Here is a 23,180-nt window from a genome sequence, read left to right as displayed (position 1 = left end):
ATGGTCACTCGATGTGGTCGGGTGCTTTCCGCCGGGCAGCCAGTACGCCGGCCGCGACCGCCCCGCCGATCGCCATCCCCGCGCCGAGCAGCCCAGCGGCCGGGAGCGCGCTGGAGACGCCGAAGTCGGCCATCCGCCCGGGCCCGGCCGACCCGCCGGCCAGCAGCATCAGGATCAGCAGCCCCACGCTCGCCAGCAGCGCCGACATCGCGCCGCGCAGCGCGAACGCGTCCCAGCCCAGCGCGTCGGACTCCGGCGCGGCCAGTCCACGCCGAGCCACCACGAGCCCGGCGACGGCTCCGGCGAGCAGCGGCACGATCGCGGTCAGCACGAGGAAGTACGTCGGCGTACCGCCATCACTCGGTACGGCGGCCAGCAGCGGCACGGCGGGCAGGTTCCCGACGTCCACACCGGTCGGCGCGATCGACGTCCCGACGCCCAACTGGAAGCCGGGCCCGGCGAGGAACCCGACGAAGTACAGGACCAGGTTCGGCAGCAGACCGAGGCAGATCGCGAACAGCACGACGGCCCCGACGACGCCGGTGTCGAGCAGGTCCAGCATCGCGGTCACCCGGGAGAACCGGACTGCCAGCAGTACGCCGTACAGGAGGGAGGCGACGCCGATCACGGTCAGCGCGGCGGCAGCCGCAGCCGGTACGGCGTCGCGCAGGCCGGTCGGAGTGGCGTCCGCGAGATCGGCGGCAGCCCCGGACTCGACCAGAATCCCGGCCGAGCCCGCGACGATCGCCAGCGAGGCGGCGCCGAGGAACGCCAACAGCGGCGAGACCTTGAGCGCGCCCTCGGAGGTGAGCAGCGCGATGATCAGCGCCCCGAACCCGTACGTCGCCGCGAACACGCCCGCGGCCACCAGCAGGTCCTTGCCCCGGTCGGCGGCGCTGATCCGCGCGGTGAACCGGCCACCGCGGTACAGGCACCAGGCGGCGAAGGCGGTCAGGCCGAGCGGCGCGACCGTGATCGAGGCGCCTTCGAGGCTGACACCGGCCTTGTGAGCGAGCAGCCAGACCGAGGCACCGGCCCGGACGGCCCCGGAGGCCCCGCCGAACGTTGCGGCCAGCCACCCGATCACCGCGACCGCGGCACACGCCAGCAGGCCGGCGAGCAGACAAGTGCCGGCTCCGACGACAGCAGCGAGCACCACCGGCCTGGGTGGGACAGTCGGCGCGGGCTGGGCGGGCCCGGGCGCCTGGTGGGCTCTACTGGTTGTTCGCTCGCTAAGCTCGCTCATCGAATCTCCATCGTCCACCTCCTCCGGACACAGCTCGTTCTGACACGCCGGATGTGGAACACTTCCCCGGAGTTGACCTCGGCGTGGCTGCTTGCCTGGTACCGGGTAGATTCGTGGACCAGGGGTTGAGTCAGGAGGTCTGGAGTCATTGTCCGGTTCCCACCGTGCGCCCCGCGGCGGCGGTCGCGCCGCCGCCCGTGAGGCGCGGCGCCAGCAGTCCCGCCGCCGGAACCAGCTGATCGGCGCCGGTGCGGCGGTCGTGGTCCTGCTCGGCGGCGGCGGTATCGCCGCGGTGAACGCCTTCGGCGGTGACGACTCCCCGGGCGACTCCAAGTCCAGCAGCCCCGACGACTCCCAGGGCGGCGGAGGCGACGAGAACGCGCTGGCCGACGCCAAGGTGCTGATCGACGGACCGGCGGCCAAGCCGCTGACCGCGTCCGGCAGCTGGGCGATCGCCGCGACCGCCGACGGCAGCAGCGCGCCCGACAAGTCGTTCGTCTGCCAGGCCCAGCGTTTCGCCGACCCGGCCGGGATCCGGACCTGGGTGCGGACGTTCAAGAACGCCGCCACCAAGGACACCGCGGTCCAGTACGTCGAGGTCTCCAACGACACCGCCGCGGCCGGCAAGGCGTACACCACGATCACCGGCTGGCTGAGCCAGTGCAACACCCCGCAGGTCCGCCTGGTCGCGAGCTACACCGCCGAGGGGCTCGGCGAACGCGGCGTGATCGCGGTCTTCGGCCAGCCCAACGGCACGAAGTCGAGCAAGTACCGGACCGTCAGCGTGACCACGGCCGGCCAGGCCACGATGGTCCTCGAGCACGACACCACCGGCGGTACGCCGCCCAAGCCGGACGGCGTCCTCGCGACCGCCGGCGCCGGGCTGAAGCGGATCTGCACCGAGACCGGCGCGGACTGCGGCTCCGGCAACCTGCAGGCCAAGACCGGGCTGCTATCGACCCAGGAGAGCGCCGGGTTCATGGCGCCGATCGACCTGCCGGTGCTGTCCAGCGTCGAGAAGCCGTGGGTCAGCGTCGACGGCGAGGTCCGGTCCGGCACGCTGTGCGAGAAGATCGACCTGAAGAAGGCCAAGGCGACCAAGTACAAGACGCAGACGTACGTCGTACCGGAGGCGCCGGTGCCGACCGAGTTCGGGATGGACGCCACCGTCGCCAAGTTCGCGACGCCGGCCGCGTCGGCGGCGTTCGTCGCGCAGATCCGCAAGAACGTCGACGGCTGCGCCAAGTCGACCTCGACCGCGACGGTGAAGTCGACCGGCTCGCTGACCAGTGCGGTCAAGGGCGAGACCTGGAAGGCGACCTACGACACCGGCGGCGGCAAGGTCTTCACGTTCCGGATCGGCATCGCCGGCTCCGGCGACCGCGCGGTGTACCTGCTGTACCCGGTGCTGAAGAACCTGGACATCACCGACACCGTGTTCACCGAGGTCCTCGCCCGCGCCGCCGACCGCTCGGCCACTTTCAAATAGCAGAAGGCCGCGACCCCCGAGGGGACCGCGGCCTTGTCCGGCTTACCTACTTGCTCAGACCCTGCATGCTGTTACTTTTTCAGGCCTTGCATGATGGCGCGCATCAGGTTGGCCGTCTCGGTCGGCGTCTTGCCGACCTTCACGCCGACCGCCTCGAGCGCTTCCTGCTTGGCGGCCGCCGTACCGGACGAGCCGGACACGATCGCGCCCGCGTGGCCCATCGTCTTGCCCTCCGGCGCGGTGAAGCCCGCGACGTAGCCGACGACCGGCTTGGTGACGTTGTCCTTGATGAACGCCGCCGCCCGCTCCTCGGCGTCGCCGCCGATCTCGCCGATCATCACGATCGCGTCGGTGTCCGGGTCGTCCTGGAACGCCTGCAGCGCGTCGATGTGCGTCGTACCGACGATCGGGTCGCCGCCGATGCCGATCGCGGTGGAGAAGCCGAAGTCGCTCAGCTCGTACATCATCTGGTACGTCAGCGTGCCCGACTTCGACACCAGACCGATCCGGCCGGCACCGGCGATGGTGGCCGGGATGATGCCGGCATTGGACTCGCCCGGGGTGATGATGCCGGGGCAGTTCGGCCCAATGATCCGGGTCGTGCCGGAGGCCTGCGCGGCGGCGAAGAACGCGGCGGTGTCGTGCACCGGCACACCCTCGGTGATCACCACGACCAGCGGCATCTCGGCCGCGATCGCCTCGAGCACCGCGTCCTTGGTGAACTTCGGCGGCACGAAGACGACCGACACGTTCGCGCCGGTCTCCTTGATCGCGTCGGCGACGCCACCGAAGACCGGGACGGCCTTACCGTCGAAGTCGACGCTCTCGCCGGCCTTGCGCGGGTTCACGCCGCCGACGATGTTGGTGCCGGAGGCAAGCATCCGGGTGGTGTGCTTGGTGCCCTCGGAGCCGGTCATGCCCTGGACGATGACCTTGCTGTCCTTGGTCAGGAAGATAGACATGTTCAGCGATCCCTTACTTCGCAGCCAGCTCGGCGGCCCGCTTGGCGGCGCCGTCCATCGTGTCGACCCGCTCCAGACCGGCCAGGCCGGCCTCGTCGAGGATCCGGCGACCCTCGTCGGCGTTGTTGCCGTCCAGGCGGACGACCAGCGGCTTGCTGACGGCCTCGCCGCGGCCCGCGAGCAGCGCGAAGGCCTGGACGATGCCGTTGGCAACCGCGTCGCAGGCGGTGATGCCGCCGAAGACGTTCACGAACACGCTCTTCACCTGCGGGTCGGAGATGATGATCTCCAGGCCGTTGGCCATCACCTCGGCGCTCGCGCCGCCGCCGATGTCCAGGAAGTTCGCGGGCTTCTGGCCACCGAACTCCTCACCGGCGTACGCGACGACGTCGAGGGTGCTCATCACGAGGCCCGCGCCGTTGCCGATGATGCCGACGGAACCGTCGAGCTTCACGTAGTTCAGGCCCTTGGCCTTGGCCGCGGCCTCCAGCGGGTCGGCCGTCGACGAGTCGGCGTACTCGGCGAACTCCGGGTGCCGGAACTCGGCGTTCTCGTCGAGCGAGACCTTGCCGTCCAGCGCCTCGACGTTGCCGTCCTTGAGCTTGACCAGCGGGTTGACCTCGACCAGCGTCGCGTCCTCGGCCAGGAAGACCTCGTACAGCTTGACGATCTCCGGCGCGACCGCGTCGATGATGTCGGCCGGGTACCCCGCCGACGTCGCGATCTCGCGGGCCAAGGCCACGTCGACACCGGTGGCCGGGTCGATCGAGATCTTGGCGACCGCGTCCGGGTTGGTGTGCGCGACCTCCTCGATCTCCATCCCGCCGGCGGCGGAGGCGATGCAGAGGTAGTTGCGGTTGGCCCGGTCGATCAGGAAGGAGAAGTAGTACTCCTCCGCGATCGCGGCCGCCGGAACGATGTTCAGCGTCTTGACGACGTGACCCTTGATGTCGAGACCGAGGATCTCGCGGGCCCGGACCTCCGCCTCGTCGGGCGAGGTGGCGATCTTGACGCCGCCGGCCTTGCCGCGCCCGCCGGTCAGCACCTGGGCCTTCACGACCACCGTGCCGCCACCGAGCTTCTCGGCCGCCGCGCGGGCTTCCTCGGGCGTGTGGACGACTTCACCCACCGTCGTCCGTACACCGTGCTTGGCGAAGACAGTCTTCGCCTGGTACTCCATCAAGTCCACGACTGTGGTCCCTCTCTCGCCTTTTCGAGTTAGGCCGCGGCAGGCTGCGGTGCGGAGAGGCACGGTCGCCGGCGCGTTCCGTCGGGCTGAGACTAGCCACCCCGGCGTGCGTGGCAACAGCCGGGGTACACGCTGAGACGACTGTCACAAGTTGGTTGCCCCAGCGTGAAAGGCTGGTCGGCATGACTGAAGGATCAACCAGACCAGCTGACGACTGGTGGCGTAGTGCCGTCGTCTACCAGGTGTACCCCCGGTCGTTCGCCGACGCGGACGCCGACGGCACCGGGGACGTGAACGGGATCCGGGCCCGGCTGCCGTACCTGGCCGAGCTCGGCATCGACGCCATCTGGATCAGCCCGTGGTACCCGTCCCCGCTGCTCGACGGCGGGTACGACGTGGCCGACTACCGCGACATCAATCCCGAGTTCGGCACGCTCGCGGACGCCGACGCGCTGATCGCGGAGGCGCACGCGCTGGGGATCCGGATCCTGATCGACCTGGTGCCGAACCACTGCTCCTGGGAGCACCCGGCGTTCAAGGCGGCGCTGGCCGCGGGCAAGGGCTCGCCCGAGCGCGACCTGTTCTGGTTCCGCGACGGCGCCGACGGGCAGCCGCCGACGAACTGGCCGGCCGCGTTCGGAGGTGGCGCCTGGCAGCAGATCGAGGACGGCCAGTGGTACCTGCACATGTTCGACATCTCCCAGCCCGACTGGAACTGGGACAACCCGAAGGTGGTCGAGGAGTTCGACTCGATCCTGCGGTTCTGGTTCGACCGGGGCATCGACGGCTTCCGGATCGACGTCGCGGACTCGATGGCCAAGGACGCCTCGCTGCCCGACGTACCGCTGAAGGACGGGCAGCCGACCCGGGACAAGTACGTCGGCAACCCGTTCTACGACCAGCCGGGCGTGCACACGATCCACCAGCGCTGGCGCGCGATCGCCGACGAGTACGCCGGTACGCCGCAGGGCCCGCGGGTCTTCGTCGCCGAGGCGTGGCTGTCGCCGGCTGAGCGCCTGGCCCAGTACGTGCGCTCCAACGAGCTGCACTCGGCGTTCAACTTCGACGTACTGCGGTGTGCGTGGGACGCGAAGGATCTGCGCCAGGTCATCGACTACACGACCGAGAGCCTGTGGGCGGTCGGTGCGCCGGCCACGTGGGTGCTGAGCAACCACGACACCATCCGGCACCGCACGCGCTACGGCCGGGCGCTGCAGGACGCGCTGGCCGGTGCGGGCGAGGTCCCGACAGACCTGGCGCTCGGACTGCGCCGGGCGCGGGCGGCGGCGCTGCTGGAGCTGGCTCTACCGGGTGGCGCGTACATCTACCAGGGCGACGAGCTGGGCCTGCCCGAGGTCGAGGACCTGCCCGAATCGTCCTTGGACGACCCCACGTGGGAGCGCTCCGGCCACACCGTCCGCGGCCGCGACGGCTGCCGGGTGCCGATGCCGTGGAGCGGCAGCGAGTCGCCGTACGGGTTCGGTGGTGGCGGCGGCCAGCCCTGGCTGCCGCAGCCCGCGGACTGGGCGCCGCTGACGGCGGAGGCGCAGGTGGGCGATCCGGAGAGCCACCTGAACCTCTACAAGGCCGCGCTGAAGATCCGGCGCGCCGAGCAGGCGCTGGGCGAGGGCCGGCTGGCCTGGGACGACGACGCTCCGGCCGGGGTGCTGTCGTTCACGCGTGATCCGGGCTTCCGCTGCGTGGTCAACCTCGGTGGTTCGCCGATCGAGCTGCCCGCCGGTGAGGTCCTGCTCGCGTCCGAGCCGCTGCTCGAGGGCAAGCTCCCTGTCGACGCGACCGTCTGGCTGAAGGTCTGAGCTTCGTCGGGAGAACGAGAACGGCGCCCCGGGAGTCCCGGGGCGCCGTTCCTGTGTTCGGTGGTTCCTGTGTTCAGCGCCGGTCGCTGTCGCGCCGGTCCCGGTCTTCCCGATCGCGGCGTTCCCGATCTTCACGATCGCGGCGGTCGGTCTCTTCGCGGTCCCGGCGGTCGCGGTCTTCCCGATCGCGCCGTTTCTGCTCGTCGCCGTAGCTCACTTCACACCTCCAGCTGTCAGACCAGCGACGATACGCCGGTTCCAGCTCTCACCTCATCCCGCCGGCAGCCGGACCGCGAAGATCTCAGGGGGTGCTGAAGTAGATCTTCTGCCAGATTTGATTTCCGGAGCCGTTGCAACTCAAGGTGTAGACCGTCCCTTGAGAATTGCTGTCCAGACAGCGCCCACCAATGTATGTCCACAGCGCGCCGGTGGTGTGCGGCAACCAGACTTGTGCCGACGAACCGTTGCACGACGCCGTTGACACGGCGCCCGTTGCAGATCCGCTCGCCAACGCGTAGGTAAGGCAACGGCCCGTGGCTACATTCCATATGCGCTGGTTGGAAGAAATTTCGAAGCGCCACTGCTGGTAAGTGCTCGCACTGTTGCAAGGAGTCGTGTAAGGAGACCCCGCAGCATTACTCGCAAGGCAACGCTGGGTCTGCTGGTTTCGGATCAAGGCCCTTTTGGTCACCTGCACGACGCCTTCACTGCCCGACGAATGCACCTCTTGCCCGGCCGCCGAAGACTGCCGGGCTACTTCACCCGTCGTCGCACCAGGGGCAGCCGTCGCTTGAGGAGCTGTCATGACACCAGCAACGGCCAGTAGAACAGTCGTAACGACAGCAGTCATGGAGATACGCATAGTATTTTCCATCAAAACCTCCCTCGACGTCGCCTCTGGCGGCGCGCAACAAGACGAATGGATCCCTTCCAACCGCAGATCTGATGCAGCTCGCCTTCGTGACGCTAGATGCGGGCCCGGCCAGGCGCAATGGACAAGTACTGCAACTACCTGCAACCCGAACAGAAGAGCTTCTACCGTTGTGGGGACACGCGCCGAATCAGGCGGGGCATGCCCAAGGGGCCGGAACCTGACGGTTCCGACCCCTTGACTCAGTGGCTGCTACCGGCCGCGCCGTTCGCGGCCCCAACCCCTACTTCACGCCACCGGCAGTCAGACCCGCCACGATTCGCCGCTGGAACAGCAGCACCGCGATCACGAGCGGAATCGTCACCACGACCCCGGCCGCCATCTGGGTGCCGAACGGCTGGTCGAAGCCGGAGATCCCCTGGAACTTCGAGATCGCCACGTTCGCGGTCTGGATCGACGACTTGTTCACCATGCTCAGCGCGATCAGGAACTCGTTCCAGGCCGCGATGAACGTGATGATCGCCGTGGTGAACACGCCCGGTGCGGCCAGCGGCAGGATGACCTTGTAGAACGCCTGCGCCGGCGTACAGCCGTCGACCATCGCCGCCTGCTCCAGCTCCCGCGGCATCTGCCGGAAGAACGTGGTCAGCGTCCACACCGCCAGCGGCAGCGCGAACGACAGGCTGGGCACGATCATCGCCTGGTAGGTGTTGATCCACTTGATGTCGATGAACAGCTTCAGCAGCGGGATCACCAGCGAGATGCCCGGGAACATCGACGTGGTGATGATGATCGCCAGCACCACGTTCTTGAACCGGAACTCCAGCCGGGCCAGCGTGTACGCCGCGATCAGCCCGACGATCAGGGTCAGGATCGTCGTCACGCCGGCCACGATCAGGCTGTTCAGCAGGGCGCGGCCGAAGCCGACGCCCTCACCGAAGACAGCCCGCAGGTTGTCCAGTGAGAACGGTGCTGGAATCAGCGAGTTGTCGAACTGGTCCAGCGGCCGTCGGAACGCCGACACGACCATCCAGTAGAACGGCGCCAGGCAGTACAGCACGATGACTGCGACGCCGAGCAACGGCAGGTACTTGCGGATAGGGCTCGCCTCGGCCGCCTTGATGTCGGTGCTCATCCGACACCACCTCCTCCGCTGGCCGATCCGGCCATCGCGGTGATCGTGGCGCCCTCGGGCGCCTGGTCCTTGCTCTTCTTCTTGCCGTTCTTACCGTTCTTGCCGCCGGCCTTCTTCTGCACCCGGTCACCGAGCACGTCGGCCCCGAGCAGCTTGACGAAGGCGTAGGCGACCACCGCGACGTACAGGAACAGGATCGTGGCGTACGCCGAGGCTGGTCCGTACCGGGTTCTCGAAGCTTCGTCGTAGGCCAGCATCGACAACGTCTCGACCGAGGTCTTGTTCGCACCGACCAGCACGAACGGCAGGTCGAAGATGCGCAGCGTGTCGAGGATGCGGAACAGGACAGCAACCAGCAGAGCCGGCTTCACCAGCGGCAGCGTGATCCGCAGGAACGCCTGCCACGGACTGGCGCCGTCGACCTTGGCCGCTTCGTACACCTCTTCGGGAATGGTCTGCAGGCCCGCGAGCACCAGGAGTCCGATGAACGGCGCGGTCTTCCAGGTGTCGGCCACGATCACCGACAGCACCGACTGCCAGCCCTCGGTGGACCACAGGATCTGCTGACCCAGCAGCGCGTTGGCGGCGCCGTCGGCCTGGAAGATCCACTTCCACAGCAGCGCCGACACCACGGTCGGGATCGCCCACGGGACCAGGATGCTGGCCCGCACGATGGCCCGGCCCTTGAATGCCTTGTGCATCACCAGTGCCATCGCAATGCCGAGCACCGTCTCGAGCAGGACACAGGTGACCGTGAAGAACGTGGTGTTGTAGAAGGCGTTCCAGAACCGGTCCCCGGTCTCGCCGGAGAAGATCGCGGTGTAGTTGTCCAGCCCGACGAACTGCGACCCCTCGACGACGAAACCGTCGGCGTCGACCTGCTGGCCGCTGGTGTACAGCGACTCCCGCAGGGCGGAGATGATCGGGTAGACGACCACCAGGGCGAGCACGAGCAGGGTGGGTGACAGCAGCAGAGCGGCCAACTTGCCGGTGCCTTCGTCGAATGTTGTCTGCCGTTTGACCTTGGTCTTGCCCGGCAGGGCGGATGCACTCATCTCAGCCTCCTTCTGTCTGCCTGGAATCGCAGGCAGGGACAGGCCGGGGCCGGTGCGTGGAAAGTCCCGCCACGCACCGGCCCCGCCAATTCGATCATTGAGTGATGAGCGAGCTCAACTTGGTCTGCAGGTCGGTGAGCGCATCCTTGGGCGGCGTCTTGTTCGTCATCGCGCCGTAGGCCGCCTCCTGGATCGCGGTCGTCACGTCGCCGTACTTGATCACCTTCGGCCGCGACTTCGCGGACTCGATGGACGCCTTCAGCGGCGCCAGGTACGGGAACTGCTTGTTCAGCGCCGGGTCGTCGTACAGCGACGCCCAGGTCGGGGCCTGCGAGGTCTTCTCGACGTTCGCCTTCTGGCGCTCCTCGCTGGACATGAACTTGATGAAGTCGGCCGCCGTCGCCTTGTTCTTGGTGAACTCGGAGATGCCGTAGTTGTGGCCACCCAGCGTCGAGACGCCCGGTCCAGCCTTGCCCGGCAGCGGAGCGACCTGGAACTTGCCGGCGACCTTCGACGAGCCGTCGGTCTTACCCGCCAGCGCGTACACGTACGGCCAGTTGCGCAGGAAGACGAGCTTGCCCTCCTGGAACGCGCGCCGGCTCTCCTCTTCCTTGTAGGTGATCGCGGCGGCGGGGAACTCCTTGTCCTTGAAGCCGTTCACCAGCTGCTCGAGACCGGCCAGCGCCTCCGGCGTGTCGACGTTCGGCTTACCGTCCTCGCCGACGACGACACCGCCCGCGGAGTTGACCGCCTCGGAGAAGTTCACCGTCAGGCCTTCGTACTTCTCGAACTGACCTGCGTAGCAGCTGGCGCCCTTGGCGTCCGGCAGCGCGAGGACCTTCGTGCAGGCCGCCTGCATCTCGTCCCACGTCTTCGGCGCCGTCGTGATGCCGGCCTTCTGCAGCCAGTCGTTGCGGTAGTACAGCAGCCCACCGTCCGACGTCACCGGTACGGCGTACAGCTTGTCGCGGTACTTGCCGGTGTCAACGGTCGACGGCAGCAACTTGCCCAGATCGGGGAACTGATCCTCGGGCAGCTCGGCGATCCAGCGGTTGGCCGCGAACTCGGCGGTCCACACCACGTCCAGGTTCAGCACGGAGAACGCGTCGGACTTCGCCTGCGCGTTCTGCACCATCTGCTGGCGCTGGGTGTCCGCGGACTCCGGCAGTTCCTTGATCTCGACCTTCTCGTCCGGGTGCTGGGAGTTCCAGGCCGCGACCTGGTTCACCAGGTTTCCCGACGTGTCCTTGCCGGTGGCAAACGTGATCGGACCGCGCCCTTCGAGCGCTCCCCCGGCCGAGCCGCCGTCACCGCTGTCCCCGTCGTCACCGCCGCACGCGGAGGCCAGCAGCACAAGGCTGCCGGTCATGGCCAGAGCGACCGCCCGGCGTGCGTGTGATCGTTCAAACCTCATCGTGTACCTGCCCTTTCCCGATGGGACTCACTTGGTCCTGCGCAGGTCGTCCACAGTCCCCCACCACGCTGCGATCCGCCCTGTCCGGACAGTAACCGAGATCGGGGGCGATGTGTCCTGAGCCACACACCTGACCGACCGTCGCCTGCACGGACAAACGCATGCCTGTATGCGACCGCGATTCGACAGCCCGCACAACCAGGTCTTTCTTAACGATTCGGTATTACCGATTAGTAACTCACCGGGTGGCGCACAGGGTTGTTCAGGGCGGCTACGGACAGTGATCAGGCGGTGGTCGCCGACGCGTCGCCGACGTTGGTCCGGACCCAGTCGACGATCTCGTGGGTCGGGGCGCCCGGGGTGAAGATCCGGCGGACGCCGAGCTCGGCCAGCGGGGCCAGGTCGGCCTCGGGAATGATCCCGCCGCCGAACACGACGATGTCGTCGGCGTCCCGGGCGGCCAGCAGCTCGCGCACCTTCTTGAACAGCGTCATGTGCGCGCCGGACAGCACCGACAGGCCGATCGCGTCGGCATCCTCCGCGATCGCGGTCTCGACGATCTGCTCCGGGGTCTGGTGCAGGCCGGTGTAGATGACCTCCATCCCGGCGTCGCGCAGCGCCCGGGCGACGATCTTCGCGCCTCGGTCGTGCCCGTCCAGGCCCGGCTTGGCGACGACGATGCGCAGGGTGCTGGTGGCAGGCATGGATCGGCCTTTCAGTACTGGAGCGCGGCGTTGCGTCCAGTTTCGCAGGTTATCCGAGCGGCACCTCACGGATAAGACACGAAGGCGTGTGTTCCCCGCCACGCGCTCTGGGAACCGGTTACCGTGAAAGAGAAGTCAGACCAGTAGTGCGGGGGGTCTGATGGGAGTGAGGAGTCGCCGATGAGTGCTGAGGCGGTCGAGCAGCCTGATGCTCCGGGTGCGCGCAGCGGTCTGCGGGAAGCACTCGACGGACTCCGGTACGGCGCGCGCTCGGCGCTGTCGCCCCGCGTACTCCAAGGTGCGGCCGTCGAGATCGGCTGGCTGACCACTCACCTGGCCATGTACCCGCTCGGCCTGGTCGGCGGTGCGGGCAGGCGAACGGACCGGCTCAGCCTGGACGGTCTCACCCCGGCCCAGCGCAGCCTGCTGGTCGGCGACGTACAGGCTGCCGGGACGCCGATCCTGCTGGCGCACGGGATCGTCGACAACCACACCGTCTTCGCGCTGATGCGCCGGCAGCTGCTGCGCCGCGGGTTCAGCCGGATCCACACGTTCTCCTACTCGCCGCTCACGCTGGACGTCCGCTCGACCGCCGAGCGGATGGCTGCCGAGGTCGAGGCGCTGTGCGAGGAGTACGGGTCCGACCAGATCCACATCGTCGGCCACAGCCTGGGCGGGCTGATCGCCCGGTACTACGTGCAGCGCCTCGGCGGGGACGAGCGCGTCCACACGTGCGTCACGCTCGGGACGCCGCACCAGGGCACGGTCGCCGCCCGCCTGCTGCCCTGGCCGTTGGTGAAGCAGCTACGGCCGGAGAGCGACCTGATGGACGAGCTCGCCGAGCCCGCTCCGGACTGCCGGACCAGGTTCGTCGCGTTCTACAGCGACGTCGATCAGCTGATCGTCCCGCAGCGGCGGGCGCGGATCGCGCATCCGGACCTGATCGCGCGGAACGTGCGGATCCGTGGGGTCGGACACCTGTCGCTGCCGTTCCACGGGGACGTGGTGCACCAGATCTCCGGCGTACTGGCTCATCTGGACGAACAGGTTGCCTGAGTCCTGAAAACAAAACTTGCCGGATCTTTGTCAGGATCTCGGCCCGAAACTGGTTGACCTAGCAGGTTGTCAGGCGGGTGAGCGGATGCACGTGCAGCGGCTCATGCAAAAGTTTCGTGAAGGAGGGGCGGAAAAGGGGGTGGCAGGGTTTGTCGCCTCGTGACCCGTCCGTTATGGTGCTTGAGCCCGCCAGGGGGAATAAATCTCCAGGCGAGCGGACAGTGCCCCTCCCCTGTGACCGAAAGGCCACGTTGTGTCCCAGCACCGTGCCGCGGGAAACCGCGTCACGCCAGGCAACAGTGCTGCGCGCAAGACCGGCGCATCACGTCACGCCAAACATCGTGTTGCCCGGCGTAACACCCCCAGCAGTACCCAGATCGTTGGTCTCACCGCAGCGCTCGCTGCGGCGGCAGGCGCTGTCGGCTTCAGCCACAGCTCCCTGGCGTCGCCGACGCAGGCGAACTCCGCGGTCAACATCGCCGCTCTGTCGGGCGGCACCAGCCTTTCCGAGGTCACCACGGCCCGGATCGAGCGCCGTCAGCTGGCCACCCGTGACTCCTCCCGGGTCGAGCTCACCAGCACCGACGCCACCAAGAAGCAGGCCGCCGCGGACCGGCTGTCCAAGGCCCGCGCTGCCAAGCTCGACGCCACCCGCGCGCTGACCGCCAAGCGCGCCTCCTCCCTCGCCGCCGCCAAGGTCGCCGCGGCCGCCGCCGCCGAGAAGGCCCGCGAGTCGGCCACCCGCTGCGAGATGATGATCTCCGGCTACCACATCACCGCCACCTTCGGTCAGGGCGGCAGCCGCTGGGCCGCGAACCACACCGGCACCGACTTCGCCGCCGCGATCGGCACCCCGATCCGCTCGGTGATGAAGGGCAAGGTCGTCCACGCCGACTGGGCCGGCGCCTACGGCCGCCAGGTCCAGGTCGAGCACGAGGACGGCACCGTCACCTGGTACAACCACATGTCGAAGTTCAGCGTCGAGGTCGGCGAGATCGTGTACGCCGGCGACCAGGTCGGCGCGGTCGGCGTCACCGGCAACACCACCGGCCCGCACCTGCACTTCGAGGTCCACCCCAACGGTGGCTCCGCGATCAACCCGATGCCGTGGCTGCGCGAGGTCTGCGGGCTCAACCCCTGATCCACCTACTCGTTGCCCTGGGCTCGCTCGACCCCGGCTTGCCCGGCCCCGCCCCCGCGTCATCCGCTCCGGCCTGACGCAGCCCCGCGCTGGTGCCTCTGATCGACCAGCGCGCCCGGCCCGGAATCGGTTCGCCGACGGGCCGCCGTACCTCCTAAGCTGCTCGGCATGCGTCCGGCGGCTGGTGAGGTCCTGCACTTCTCCGAAGACCCCACGATCAAGGTCTTCCGCCCGCACGTCGCCGCCACCGCTCAGCAGCAGGCGCCGTACGTCTGGGCCGTCGGGCACGACCGTGCCCCCGACTACTGGTTCCCCCGGCAGTGCCCCCGCGCGATGGCGTGGGCGGGCCCCGGCACCACCCCCGAAGACCTCGCCCACATCATCGGCCCCGGCTCCGCTCCCCGCGTCCACGCGATCGAGTACGGCTGGCTGGAAGCGCTACGCACCGTCGAGCTGTACGCCTACCGGCTGCCCGCCGCTTCCTTCGTCGAACACGACGCCGCAGTCGTCGCCACCACCGAGGTCACGCCTCTCGGCCCACCCGCACGCGTCGGCAACCTCTTCACCCTCCACGCCGAGGCCGGCATCCAACTCCGCGTCCTACCAAACCTGCACGCCTTCTGGGACGCGGTGACCGCCAGCAGCCTGGAGTTCAGCGGCATCCGCCTCCGCAACGCACTCGGCCGACCACCCGCGCCACTGACCTAGCCGAGACTCCAGCGACCGACCGCTCGCGCCACTGACCTAGCCGAGACTCCAGCGACCGACCGCTCGCAGCCTCAGCCGAGACTCCAGCTACCAACCGCCTCGCAGACCTAAGCGAGGACACACCGCCCCGGAGCGCCAAGCCCCGCCCCCGCCACCTCCGTCGGCTACTGCTCCTGTGCACTTCTCCGGCCGTCGCGACCTCAAGCCGCACGACGTTCCCGGCCGCATCGCCGCCGGCCCAGCCCGGCACCCGGCGACCAATTCGGTGGACGGGCGGCGTAGTGGGCGGGCAGATGGGCTGGCACGATGTGCCGGTGAGCAGCGCTGGCGCGACGTACCGGGAGACGGCCGAGGCCGCCTGGCAGTGGACGCTGGCGCAGGTGCGGTGGGGCGACGACGGGCCTTGGATTCCGACGAGTGTGACGGGTTCGTCCGGCTCGCCCGGTTTCTCCGGGTTGTCCGGCGACCAGCCGGAGATCCCGGACGACCGGGACGGGATGTACAGCGGGATCGCAGGGCTGGCCCACACGCTGGCGGAGATCCGGCTGAGCCGGCCGTTGACGTCGGTGGAGAGCGAACTGGCCGACGGGATCGCCGAGCGGCTGATCCGCGGGATCCCGAGCTGCTCCGACGTCACGTTCTTCGACGGGCTGGTCAGCACGATTGGCGCGTTGATCGCGCTCGACCGGCTGGACGGCGTACGGGCTGCTGTCGCGCGATCGCACGAGCTCGCGGAGCACGACGGCTGGCCGCAGACGGTGATGGTCCCGCCGCGTTTCCTGCCGGGTGCTCGGATCCACGACATGACACTTGGTACGGCGGGAGTGCTGCTCGGCGGCGTGTGGGCCGCCCGGCACGGTGTGGACGGCGGGCGTGAGTTTGCCGATCGGGCGGCGGAGATCCTGCTGACCGAGGCCGAGACTGAGACAGCGGATGTCGGTTGGCCGTTCATGCCCCGGCGGTTCCGGGCCGACGCGGGTGCGGTGATGCCGAATCTGTCGCACGGACTGGCCGGGGTCTCGGCGGCGTTGGCCTCCGCGGGGCTTTCACTGGGCCGGCCCGAGCTGATTGCCGCGGCGGCGCGGGTGGGCGAGCAGTTGGTGTCGTTGGGAGTGACGGACGGGCGCGGGTTCGTCGTACAGCGGTACATCCCGACGGACGTCAACGACGAGGACGAGTTCACCTACACGTGGTGCCACGGGGCTTCGGGGACGTCGCTGGCCTTCGCCGCGCTGGACGCCGCGGGGGTCGAGTCGGTCGCGGGCGCGGCGCCTGCGGACTGGCGTGAGCGCTGCCTGTACAGCGTCCGTACGTCGGGGCTGCCGGCACGACTCCACCCCGGCTTCTGGGACAACGACGGCCGCTGCTGCGGTACCGCCGGCGTCGGCGACATCCTCCTGGACGCCTGGCACCGCACGGGTTCAGAGGAGGACCTGACCTTCGCGATCCTGCTGGCCGACACTCTCGTCGAGCACGCCCTGCACGAGGGCGGCACGTACTGGCGCTTCACCGAACACCGCAATGAGGATCCGCTCCTCCCGCCCGCCGTCGGCTGGATGCAGGGCGCCGCGGGCATCGCGGCGTACCTGCTGCACACAGCCCGAGTGGTCGAGCAGGGTGCTGAGGCCAAGACCCAGCCGCGGATGGACACCTGGTGGGCAAGCGCGAGCTGACGAGGTTGATGCACGACCGGCCGCGAGCGGACGCGCTGGGGCGTCGCACCAGCAGACCCGTCGGCCGTCGTACGAGCGGTTGCCCGGCGTACTAGCGGCGCCAGACCTCGGCGGTGGTGAGGAAGGCGGACGAACCCGGGCGGTCGTGGGAGCCGTCGACCTGGACGAAGCCGGGGACGGAGGCGCCGCCGATGGAGACCGTGGCGGAGCGGACGGGGGCGATCACCAGGCTCAGGCTGTGCATGCCTTCGGCGAGCTGGAACGTGTCGGTCGCGAACAGGCGCCGGTCCAACACGCCGCCCATCTCGATCTGGATGTCGGCGGCCTTCGCGCTGAGGCCGTCGGCGAGGTTCATGGAGACCTGGACGAGGTCGCGTTCGACCGCCGGTTCGTGCCAGGGCAGGCCCTGGACCTCGAGGAACGAGCGGACGAAGTACCGCTCCAGCCACGCGGCGAGGTCGACGTCCTCCGAGACCACTCGGACGATCCCGTCGAACCACAGCACCACCGCCGTACCGGATCCGCGCACCGACCAGTCGACCATCCAGATCGACGCGTACGCCGTCACCTTGCCCTTCTCGTCGAACAGCCGCAGCCCAGGGTTGGCTCCCGCCAGGATGATCCGGCGGTTGGAGCTGTCAGCTGCCTTGGGCATGGGAGGACCTGTCGTCCGGGGAGGGCCGAAGCCCCAGAGTGACCCACGGCAGGCTCACCGCGCAACGCGAACGTCTCATTCGTTGCGGTCTTCGTGGGAAGATCGCCGTCTCTCAGCGCCGAGGAAGGTCGCCGATGCCGTCAGCCGGTCCCACCCACTGGACGACCACCCTGCGTGAGGACGGCCGCGTCGCGGTCGGCCCCGAGTGCACGCGCCTCGTCCTCAGCCTCGTCGTCTCCGGCGGGATCCTCCTCGTCAACGGCACCCGCACGATCGGCCACGTCTCGAGCGGGGACTCCTGGGACCTCTTCGCCTACCTCCGTACGATCCTCGCGGCCGGCGCCGCCATCGCGCTGCTGATGATCCTCAACAACCTGCGCACCCGCCGCTGGACCGTCGTCGTCGACTCGACCGGCGTCACCCTGGGCACCCAGCACCTGGCGTGGTCGGGCATCTCCCGGATCACCGCCGCGAAGGAACAGGTCATCCTGTCCCCCGCGCCGGGCGGCGAGGAGCTCCGCATCACCAACAACACCGTCCGCGACCCGTCGGCCTTCGCCCTCTGGCTGGCCACCGAGCTCGAAACCCACCACTAGGGCGAACCGCCGTGGGACGATCACCCTCCCCATCCCTGAGGAGGTCATGCCGATGCCGTCCGACGGCCCCGCGCAGTGGACAACCACTCTCCGATCAGACGGCCGACTGGTCCTTCGCGCCCCCAACCGCTTTCACGTCCTGCAGCTCATCGTCTACACCGGTCTCCTGCTGACCAACGGCATCAGCACCCTCGACCAGCTCACCGGCGACGAGCCCTGGGGCCCCCTCGCGTACTTCCGCGCAGCCTTCGCCATCGTCGCCTTGGTCGTCGTGGTGGGCTTCCTGAGCTACCTCCTCACCGGCGCCTGGACGCTGACCGTCGACGCCCGAGGCGTCACCATCGGCCGCCACCACCTCGCCTGGCCCGACATCGCCGACATCACCGGCACCGACCAGAAGGTCCTCGTCCGCCCCCACGCCGGCGACACCGAACTCCGCATCACCGGCAACACCCTCAAAGATCCACAAGCCTTCGCCCGCTGGCTGACCACCGAGCTGGAATCCCGCCGCTGACCGCCTCACTAAAACGCCGTACCAGCGACTGGTACGGCGTTTCATCGGTCGACTTGCGCGATCTGGGACACTGGCACGGTCGTGGCGGTGGGCAACGAACAGGCTCCCGGCGCGACGTGTCCGTTCCGGCCGGATCAGCAGAGATTCGGCGTTCGACCGGGAGGATCCCTTGCTCGACATCAGTGGGTTGACCTGGGCCGTGACGATCGGCCTGATCGTGGTGCTGCTGGCCGTGGACCTGGTGCTGGCCTCGCTCCGGCCGCACCGCGTCGGGTTCGGGGAGGCGACCGCCTGGTCGGTGTTCTACGTCCTGGTCGCCGTCGGCTTCGGTATCTGGTTCGCCGGCCAGTACGGCGGAGCGGCCGGTACGGAGTACTTCGCCGGCTACATCGTCGAGAAGAGCCTGTCGGTCGACAACCTCTTCGTCTTCGTGATCATCATGACGACGTTCGCCGTGCCGGAGAAGCACCAGCACAAGGTGCTGACCTTCGGCATCGTGCTCGCGCTGGTGATGCGGGCGATCTTCATCGCGGTCGGCGCGACGCTGCTGTCGCTGTTCTCCTTCATGTTCCTGCTGTTCGGGCTGCTGCTGCTGTTCACCGCGGTCCAGCTGTTCCGGCACCGCAACGAGGACCCCGACGTCGAGAACAACGTCGTCGTCCGCACGGCGCGGCGGGTGCTGCCGATCACCGACGACTACGTCGACGGCAAGCTGGTGACCCGGTTGGACGGCCGCCGGATGGTGACGCCGCTGTTCGTCGTACTGGTGGCAATCGGTGGGGTCGACCTGCTGTTCGCGCTGGACTCGATCCCGGCGGTGTTCGGGGTGACCGACGAGCCGTTCATCGTCTTCGCGGCGAACGCGTTCGCGCTGCTCGGGCTGCGCGCGCTGTTCTTCCTGGTCAAGGGCTTGCTGGACCGGCTGGTGTACCTGTCGGCCGGGCTCGCGGTGATCCTGGCGTTCATCGGCGTGAAGCTGATCCTGCACTGGGCCCACGTCGACATCGACACGCGGGTGCCGGAGGTGCCGACGTCGGTCAGCCTCGGCGTCATCGTCGTCGTGCTGGTCGTGGTCGTGGTGGCCAGCCTGCTGAAGACCAAGAACGCTCCGGACACCAAGGCGCACGCGGGGTCGCTGCGAGCTTCCCGGCGTCAGGACGACGCTGGGGCTTAGATCTTCTCCACCGGCGCGTACCTCAGCAGCAGCCGCTTGACGCCCTCGGAGCCGAAGTCGATGTCCGCCTGGGCCTGCTGCCCCTCGCCGCGGACGACGACGACCGTGCCCATGCCGAAGCTGTCGTGGACCACGCGGTCGCCCGGGTTCAGGTTGATGACCGGCTTGTCCGACGACGACGTACGGCGGGCCGGCTCGTACCGGCTCGGGATCCCGCCGCCGCGCGACCCCGACGTCCCGGTGCCCGACCAGCGCGTGATCGCGGACTCGTCGCGCCGCCAGTCGAGCAGCTCCGGCGGGATCTCCTCCAGGAAACGCGACGGCGGGTTGTGCTGCGGTGCGCCGTACGCCGATCGCACGGCGGCACGGGAGATCGCCAGCCGCTGCCGGGCGCGCGTGATGCCGACGTACGCGAGACGTCGCTCTTCCTCGAGCTCCTTCAGGTCGTTCAGCGACCGGGAGTGCGGGAAGATGCCGTCCTCCATCCCGGTCAGGAACACGACCGGGAACTCCAGGCCCTTGGCGGTGTGCAGCGTCATCAGCGTGACCACTCCACCGTCGTCGGCGGCGTCGGGAATCTGGTCGGCGTCCGCGACCAGCGCGACCCGCTCCAGGAACGCCTGCAGGTCCGACGGCTCGGCGGCCGCCGTACGCTCCTCGACGAACTCCCGGGCGACCGAGATGAACTCGTCGAGGTTCTCCACGCGGGTCTCGTCCTGCGGGTCCGGCGACTTCTGCAGCTCCTCGTAGTACCCGGAGCGGTGCAGCGCGACGTCCAGGATGTCGTCCGGCGGGGCACCGGAGTCGACCATCGCGGTCAGCTCGTCGAGGATGTCGACGAACGCCTGGACGGCGTTGACCGACCGCGACGCCATCGCCGGCGCGTCCTGCGCCCGGCGCATCGCCTGCGCGAACGAGATCCGGTCCCGCGCCGCCAGCGCCTCGATCGCCGCCTCGGCCCGGTCGCCGATGCCGCGCTTGGGCACGTTCATGATCCGGCGCAGCGAGACGGTGTCCTCGGGGTTGACCAGCACGCGCAGGTACGCGAGCGCGTCGCGGACCTCCTTGCGCTCGTAGAACCGGACGCCGCCGACCACCTTGTACGGGTGTCCGGTGCGGATGAACACTTCCTCGAACACCCGCGACTGCGCGTTGGTCCGGTAGAACACCGCGACGTCGTACGGCTTGACCTTGTCGGTGTCGGCGAGCCGGTCGATCTCGTCGGCGACGAACTGCGCCTCGTCGTGCTCGTTGTCGGCGACGTACACCGCGATCTGCTCACCCTGGCCCTGGTCGGACCACAGGTTCTTCGCCATCCGGCCCTCGTTGCGGCTGATCACCGAGTTCGCCGCGGTCAGGATGGTCTGGGTGGAGCGGTAGTTCTGCTCCAGCAGGATCGTCTCGGCGCCGGCGAAGTCCTCCTCGAAGGCGAGGATGTTGCGGATCGTGGCGCCGCGGAAGGCGTAGATCGACTGGTCGGAGTCACCGACCACCATCAGCTCGGCCGGCGGCGCGCTCGGACCGTTGCGGTCCGGCTCGTCCTCGCCGCAGAGCTCGCGGATCAGCGTGTACTGCGCGTGGTTGGTGTCCTGGTACTCGTCGACGAGCACGTGACGGAACCGGCGCCGGTAGTACTCCCGGACCTCGGGGAAGGCCTGCAGCAGGTTGACCGTCGTCATCAGCAGGTCGTCGAAGTCCAGCGCGTTGGCCTGCGCGAGCCGCTCCTGGTAGATGCGGTAGCACTCGGCGTACTTCTCCTCGAGGTGGTTCTCGGTCTTCGAGGCGGCCGACTCGTGGTCGACCAGCTCATTCTTCTGGGCGGAGATCCAGTTCAGCACGGCGCGCGGGTTGTACTGCTTGACGTCCAGGTCGAGCTCGCGGCAGACCAGCGTCATCAGCCGGCGCGAGTCGGTGGCGTCGTAGATCGAGAACGTCGAGCTGATCCCGAACCGCTTGATGTCCCTGCGCAGGATCCGCACGCACGAGCTGTGGAAGGTCGACACCCACATCAGCTTCGCCCGCGGACCCACCAGGTCCACCACGCGCTCCCGCATCTCAGCGGCCGCCTTGTTGGTGAACGTGATCGCCAGGATCGCCCCCGGGTGCGCGTCCCGCGCCGCCAGCAGGTACGCGATCCGGCGCGTCAGCACCCGCGTCTTCCCCGACCCCGCGCCCGCCACCACCAGCAGCGGCTTCCCCGCGTGCACCACCGCGGCCCGCTGCTGAGGATTCAACCCCTCCAGCAGCTCCTCAGGGTCGGCTTTACCCTTCCTGGGCGCCTCGAGCGGCACCGGAAGCTCATCAGGAGAAAAAAGCGTCGTCATCGCCCACCAGGGTAGGCGCACCTTCCGACAGTCTCTGTACGGCGGTCCGTCAGCTCACCCGACGAGCCCCTCCGGGACGCCCAGAAGCCGCTCGCCCAGGACTCGACGCCGGCAGAGAGTCTGCCAGCGGCCGGTGTTGGCTGAGAGCAGAGTTGCTTGCAGCAGAAAAGGTGGGGTACGGCGTACCGGCGCGGTCATGGTGGGTGCATGGCTGATGAGAACAAGGCGCCGCTCTTCGGGGAGCAGGCTCGGTTGCAACTGTTGCGGCGGCGGGTCGTCGTACTGGACGGTGTGCTGAACGACGACAACGGGACTCTGATCGCGACGCAGTTGCTGACGTTGGCGGCGGAGGATCCGGAGACCGACATCGCGCTGTGGATCCACTCGCTGGGTGGGTCGGTGCCGTCGATGCTGGCGATTCGGGACGTGATGCGGCTGGTGCCGTGCGACGTGGCGACGGTGGCGCTCGGGCTGGCCTGCAGTGCGGGGCAGTTCCTGCTGTCGGCGGGGACCAAGGGCAAGCGGTACGCGCTGCCGCACGCACGGGTGCTGATGCACCAGGGGTCGGCGGGGATCGGTGGGTCGGCGGTGGAGATCGAGATCCAGGCCAACGACCTGCGGCACATCCGCGACACCGTGCTCGGGCTGATCGCGGACGACACCGGGCAGCCGGTGGAGACCGTGTACGAGGACTCGCTGCACGACCACTGGTACACGGCGCGCGAGGCGATGGAGTTCGGCTTCATCGATCACCTGGTGGAGTCGTTCGACCAGGTCATGCCGCTGCGGACGGAGGCGGCGAAGTGAGCAGCTACACGATTCCCAACGTGATCACGCAGAGCGCACGCGGCGAGCGGATCATGGACGTCTACTCGCACCTGCTGTCGGAGCGCATCATCTACCTCGGCACCGGGATCGACGCCGGGGTCGCGAACGCGATGATCGCGCAGCTGCTGCACCTGGAGGCGGACAAGCCGGAGCAGCCGATCAACCTGTACATCAACTGCGAGGGCGGCGACATGACCGCGATGCTCGCGATCTACGACACGATGCAGTACATCAGTTCGCCGATCTCCACGTTTTGCATCGGCCAGGCGATCGCCGCCGGGGCTGTTCTGCTCGCGGCGGGTGAGCCGGGTCAGCGCGCGGTCGTGCCGCATGCGCGCGTCGTACTGCACCAGCCGGCGGCGCGCGGGCAGGGGACGATCCCGGATCTGATCCTGCAGGCGGACGAGGTGGTGCGTGTTCGGGCGGAGGTCGAGACGATCCTCTCGAACCACACCGGCCAGTCGATCGAGCAGCTGCGCCACGACACCGATCGCGATCACGTACTGCGCGCCGAGGCGGCGAAGGCGTACGGGATCGTCGACTCGGTGATTCAGCAACGGCGGCCGTTGGCGACGTTCGCGGCTCGCTGACCACCGGTACGACAAGATAGTTGCCCTCAGCACCTTGAT

At 68.6% G+C, this 23,180-nt stretch carries 22 protein-coding genes; 11 read left to right on the top strand and 11 right to left on the bottom strand.

What is annotated here, in order from left to right:
• Window positions 1-4: 4 nt before the first annotated feature.
• Window positions 5-1,246 carry a DUF6350 family protein gene (locus ACLQ2O_RS30875; protein ID WP_425838346.1) on the bottom strand — a complete coding sequence of 414 codons (1,242 nt, stop codon included), beginning with the start codon at window positions 1,244-1,246 and terminating at the stop codon, window positions 5-7.
• A 148-nt stretch (window positions 1,247-1,394) separates the two neighbouring features.
• Between ACLQ2O_RS30875 and ACLQ2O_RS30870 the strand changes: the two genes are divergently transcribed.
• The gene (locus tag ACLQ2O_RS30870; RefSeq protein WP_425838343.1) at window positions 1,395-2,735 is read left to right on the top strand and encodes a hypothetical protein; all 1,341 of its coding nucleotides are present in this window, start codon (window positions 1,395-1,397) and stop codon (window positions 2,733-2,735) included.
• 71 nt (window positions 2,736-2,806) lie between these two features.
• On the opposite strand, the gene sucD is transcribed toward ACLQ2O_RS30870, so the two are convergent.
• Together sucD and sucC are read right to left on the bottom strand one after the other, a co-directional pair.
• On the bottom strand, window positions 2,807-3,697 hold the full coding sequence (gene sucD / locus ACLQ2O_RS30865; protein WP_425838340.1) for a succinate--CoA ligase subunit alpha: 891 nt from the start codon (window positions 3,695-3,697) through the stop codon (window positions 2,807-2,809).
• 13 nt (window positions 3,698-3,710) lie between these two features.
• Entirely contained in the window at window positions 3,711-4,886 is a 1,176-nt protein-coding gene (gene sucC, locus ACLQ2O_RS30860) for an ADP-forming succinate--CoA ligase subunit beta (protein WP_425838337.1), read from the bottom strand.
• 182 nt (window positions 4,887-5,068) lie between these two features.
• On the opposite strand from sucC, the gene ACLQ2O_RS30855 reads away from it, so the two are divergent.
• Window positions 5,069-6,703, top strand: coding sequence for a glycoside hydrolase family 13 protein (locus ACLQ2O_RS30855; protein ID WP_425838334.1), 1,635 nt, complete (start codon window positions 5,069-5,071; stop codon window positions 6,701-6,703).
• A gap of 73 nt (window positions 6,704-6,776) precedes the next feature.
• Here ACLQ2O_RS30855 and ACLQ2O_RS30850 read toward each other — a convergent pair whose 3' ends face one another.
• From ACLQ2O_RS30850 to ACLQ2O_RS30825, 6 genes are all read right to left on the bottom strand, one after another.
• Entirely contained in the window at window positions 6,777-6,920 is a 144-nt protein-coding gene (locus ACLQ2O_RS30850) for a hypothetical protein (RefSeq protein ID WP_425838331.1), read from the bottom strand.
• Window positions 6,921-7,004: 84 nt separating this feature from the next.
• Entirely contained in the window at window positions 7,005-7,508 is a 504-nt protein-coding gene (locus ACLQ2O_RS30845; protein ID WP_425839122.1) for an RICIN domain-containing protein, read from the bottom strand.
• A gap of 349 nt (window positions 7,509-7,857) precedes the next feature.
• Complete coding sequence (locus ACLQ2O_RS30840) at window positions 7,858-8,709, bottom strand: carbohydrate ABC transporter permease (protein WP_425838328.1); 852 nt, start codon at window positions 8,707-8,709, stop codon at window positions 7,858-7,860.
• On the bottom strand, window positions 8,706-9,764 hold the full coding sequence (locus tag ACLQ2O_RS30835) for a carbohydrate ABC transporter permease (RefSeq protein WP_425838326.1): 1,059 nt from the start codon (window positions 9,762-9,764) through the stop codon (window positions 8,706-8,708). The genes ACLQ2O_RS30840 and ACLQ2O_RS30835 overlap by 4 nt, the downstream gene beginning before the upstream one ends.
• Before the next feature lie 94 nt (window positions 9,765-9,858).
• Window positions 9,859-11,133, bottom strand: coding sequence for an ABC transporter substrate-binding protein (locus ACLQ2O_RS30830; RefSeq protein WP_425838323.1), 1,275 nt, complete (start codon window positions 11,131-11,133; stop codon window positions 9,859-9,861).
• 329 nt (window positions 11,134-11,462) lie between these two features.
• Window positions 11,463-11,882, bottom strand: a complete 420-nt coding sequence (locus tag ACLQ2O_RS30825; protein WP_344175217.1) for a cobalamin B12-binding domain-containing protein — start codon at window positions 11,880-11,882, stop codon at window positions 11,463-11,465.
• A 180-nt stretch (window positions 11,883-12,062) separates the two neighbouring features.
• Between ACLQ2O_RS30825 and ACLQ2O_RS30820 the strand changes: the two genes are divergently transcribed.
• The 4 genes from ACLQ2O_RS30820 (at window position 12,063) to ACLQ2O_RS30805 (ending at window position 16,460) form a co-directional block, all read left to right on the top strand.
• The gene (locus ACLQ2O_RS30820) at window positions 12,063-12,938 is read left to right on the top strand and encodes an esterase/lipase family protein (protein WP_425838318.1); all 876 of its coding nucleotides are present in this window, start codon (window positions 12,063-12,065) and stop codon (window positions 12,936-12,938) included.
• A gap of 253 nt (window positions 12,939-13,191) precedes the next feature.
• Window positions 13,192-14,079 carry a M23 family metallopeptidase gene (locus tag ACLQ2O_RS30815; protein ID WP_425838315.1) on the top strand — a complete coding sequence of 296 codons (888 nt, stop codon included), beginning with the start codon at window positions 13,192-13,194 and terminating at the stop codon, window positions 14,077-14,079.
• A gap of 168 nt (window positions 14,080-14,247) precedes the next feature.
• The gene (locus tag ACLQ2O_RS30810; protein ID WP_425838312.1) at window positions 14,248-14,787 is read left to right on the top strand and encodes a DUF6886 family protein; all 540 of its coding nucleotides are present in this window, start codon (window positions 14,248-14,250) and stop codon (window positions 14,785-14,787) included.
• Window positions 14,788-15,101: 314 nt separating this feature from the next.
• Window positions 15,102-16,460, top strand: coding sequence for a lanthionine synthetase LanC family protein (locus ACLQ2O_RS30805; RefSeq protein WP_425838309.1), 1,359 nt, complete (start codon window positions 15,102-15,104; stop codon window positions 16,458-16,460).
• A gap of 91 nt (window positions 16,461-16,551) precedes the next feature.
• Here ACLQ2O_RS30805 and ACLQ2O_RS30800 read toward each other — a convergent pair whose 3' ends face one another.
• The gene (locus tag ACLQ2O_RS30800; RefSeq protein WP_425838307.1) at window positions 16,552-17,115 is read right to left on the bottom strand and encodes a hypothetical protein; all 564 of its coding nucleotides are present in this window, start codon (window positions 17,113-17,115) and stop codon (window positions 16,552-16,554) included.
• Window positions 17,116-17,249: 134 nt separating this feature from the next.
• On the opposite strand from ACLQ2O_RS30800, the gene ACLQ2O_RS30795 reads away from it, so the two are divergent.
• From ACLQ2O_RS30795 to ACLQ2O_RS30785, 3 genes are all read left to right on the top strand, one after another.
• Window positions 17,250-17,711 (top strand): hypothetical protein, encoded by a 462-nt coding sequence (locus ACLQ2O_RS30795; RefSeq protein ID WP_425838304.1) that lies wholly within the window; start codon window positions 17,250-17,252, stop codon window positions 17,709-17,711.
• Between the two features lie 46 nt (window positions 17,712-17,757).
• Window positions 17,758-18,225 (top strand): hypothetical protein, encoded by a 468-nt coding sequence (locus ACLQ2O_RS30790; RefSeq protein ID WP_425838301.1) that lies wholly within the window; start codon window positions 17,758-17,760, stop codon window positions 18,223-18,225.
• Window positions 18,226-18,394: 169 nt separating this feature from the next.
• Entirely contained in the window at window positions 18,395-19,399 is a 1,005-nt protein-coding gene (locus ACLQ2O_RS30785) for a TerC/Alx family metal homeostasis membrane protein (RefSeq protein ID WP_425838298.1), read from the top strand.
• Here the strand turns inward: ACLQ2O_RS30785 and pcrA are convergent.
• Complete coding sequence (gene pcrA, locus ACLQ2O_RS30780; RefSeq protein ID WP_425838295.1) at window positions 19,396-21,723, bottom strand: DNA helicase PcrA; 2,328 nt, start codon at window positions 21,721-21,723, stop codon at window positions 19,396-19,398. The two genes, ACLQ2O_RS30785 and pcrA, sit on opposite strands and share 4 nt — an antisense overlap.
• A gap of 207 nt (window positions 21,724-21,930) precedes the next feature.
• Between pcrA and ACLQ2O_RS30775 the strand changes: the two genes are divergently transcribed.
• Complete coding sequence (locus tag ACLQ2O_RS30775; RefSeq protein ID WP_425838293.1) at window positions 21,931-22,530, top strand: ClpP family protease; 600 nt, start codon at window positions 21,931-21,933, stop codon at window positions 22,528-22,530.
• Window positions 22,527-23,141 carry a ClpP family protease gene (locus tag ACLQ2O_RS30770; protein ID WP_425838290.1) on the top strand — a complete coding sequence of 205 codons (615 nt, stop codon included), beginning with the start codon at window positions 22,527-22,529 and terminating at the stop codon, window positions 23,139-23,141. Before ACLQ2O_RS30775 ends, ACLQ2O_RS30770 begins: the two co-directional genes overlap by 4 nt.
• Window positions 23,142-23,180 lie beyond the last annotated feature (39 nt).

The sequence above is a fragment of the Kribbella sp. DT2 genome, assembly GCF_049844575.1.
Classification (GTDB): domain Bacteria; phylum Actinomycetota; class Actinomycetes; order Propionibacteriales; family Kribbellaceae; genus Kribbella.
Note: the sequence above shows the minus strand (reverse complement) of the source record. Positions and strands in the feature narration are given on the sequence as shown.

Coding starts and splice junctions, on each gene's coding strand:
- ACLQ2O_RS30875 (WP_425838346.1), bottom strand. CDS start 1,246: ATGAGCGAGCTTAGCGAGCGAACAACCAGTAGAGCCCACCAGGCGCCC.
- sucD (WP_425838340.1), bottom strand. CDS start 3,697: ATGTCTATCTTCCTGACCAAGGACAGCAAGGTCATCGTCCAGGGCATG.
- ACLQ2O_RS30855 (WP_425838334.1), top strand. CDS start 5,069: ATGACTGAAGGATCAACCAGACCAGCTGACGACTGGTGGCGTAGTGCC.
- ACLQ2O_RS30845 (WP_425839122.1), bottom strand. CDS start 7,508: ATGACAGCTCCTCAAGCGACGGCTGCCCCTGGTGCGACGACGGGTGAA.
- ACLQ2O_RS30840 (WP_425838328.1), bottom strand. CDS start 8,709: ATGAGCACCGACATCAAGGCGGCCGAGGCGAGCCCTATCCGCAAGTAC.
- ACLQ2O_RS30835 (WP_425838326.1), bottom strand. CDS start 9,764: ATGAGTGCATCCGCCCTGCCGGGCAAGACCAAGGTCAAACGGCAGACA.
- ACLQ2O_RS30830 (WP_425838323.1), bottom strand. CDS start 11,133: ATGACCGGCAGCCTTGTGCTGCTGGCCTCCGCGTGCGGCGGTGACGAC.
- ACLQ2O_RS30825 (WP_344175217.1), bottom strand. CDS start 11,882: ATGCCTGCCACCAGCACCCTGCGCATCGTCGTCGCCAAGCCGGGCCTG.
- ACLQ2O_RS30820 (WP_425838318.1), top strand. CDS start 12,063: ATGAGTGCTGAGGCGGTCGAGCAGCCTGATGCTCCGGGTGCGCGCAGC.
- ACLQ2O_RS30810 (WP_425838312.1), top strand. CDS start 14,248: ATGCGTCCGGCGGCTGGTGAGGTCCTGCACTTCTCCGAAGACCCCACG.
- ACLQ2O_RS30800 (WP_425838307.1), bottom strand. CDS start 17,115: ATGCCCAAGGCAGCTGACAGCTCCAACCGCCGGATCATCCTGGCGGGA.
- ACLQ2O_RS30795 (WP_425838304.1), top strand. CDS start 17,250: ATGCCGTCAGCCGGTCCCACCCACTGGACGACCACCCTGCGTGAGGAC.
- ACLQ2O_RS30790 (WP_425838301.1), top strand. CDS start 17,758: ATGCCGATGCCGTCCGACGGCCCCGCGCAGTGGACAACCACTCTCCGA.
- pcrA (WP_425838295.1), bottom strand. CDS start 21,723: ATGACGACGCTTTTTTCTCCTGATGAGCTTCCGGTGCCGCTCGAGGCG.
- ACLQ2O_RS30775 (WP_425838293.1), top strand. CDS start 21,931: ATGGCTGATGAGAACAAGGCGCCGCTCTTCGGGGAGCAGGCTCGGTTG.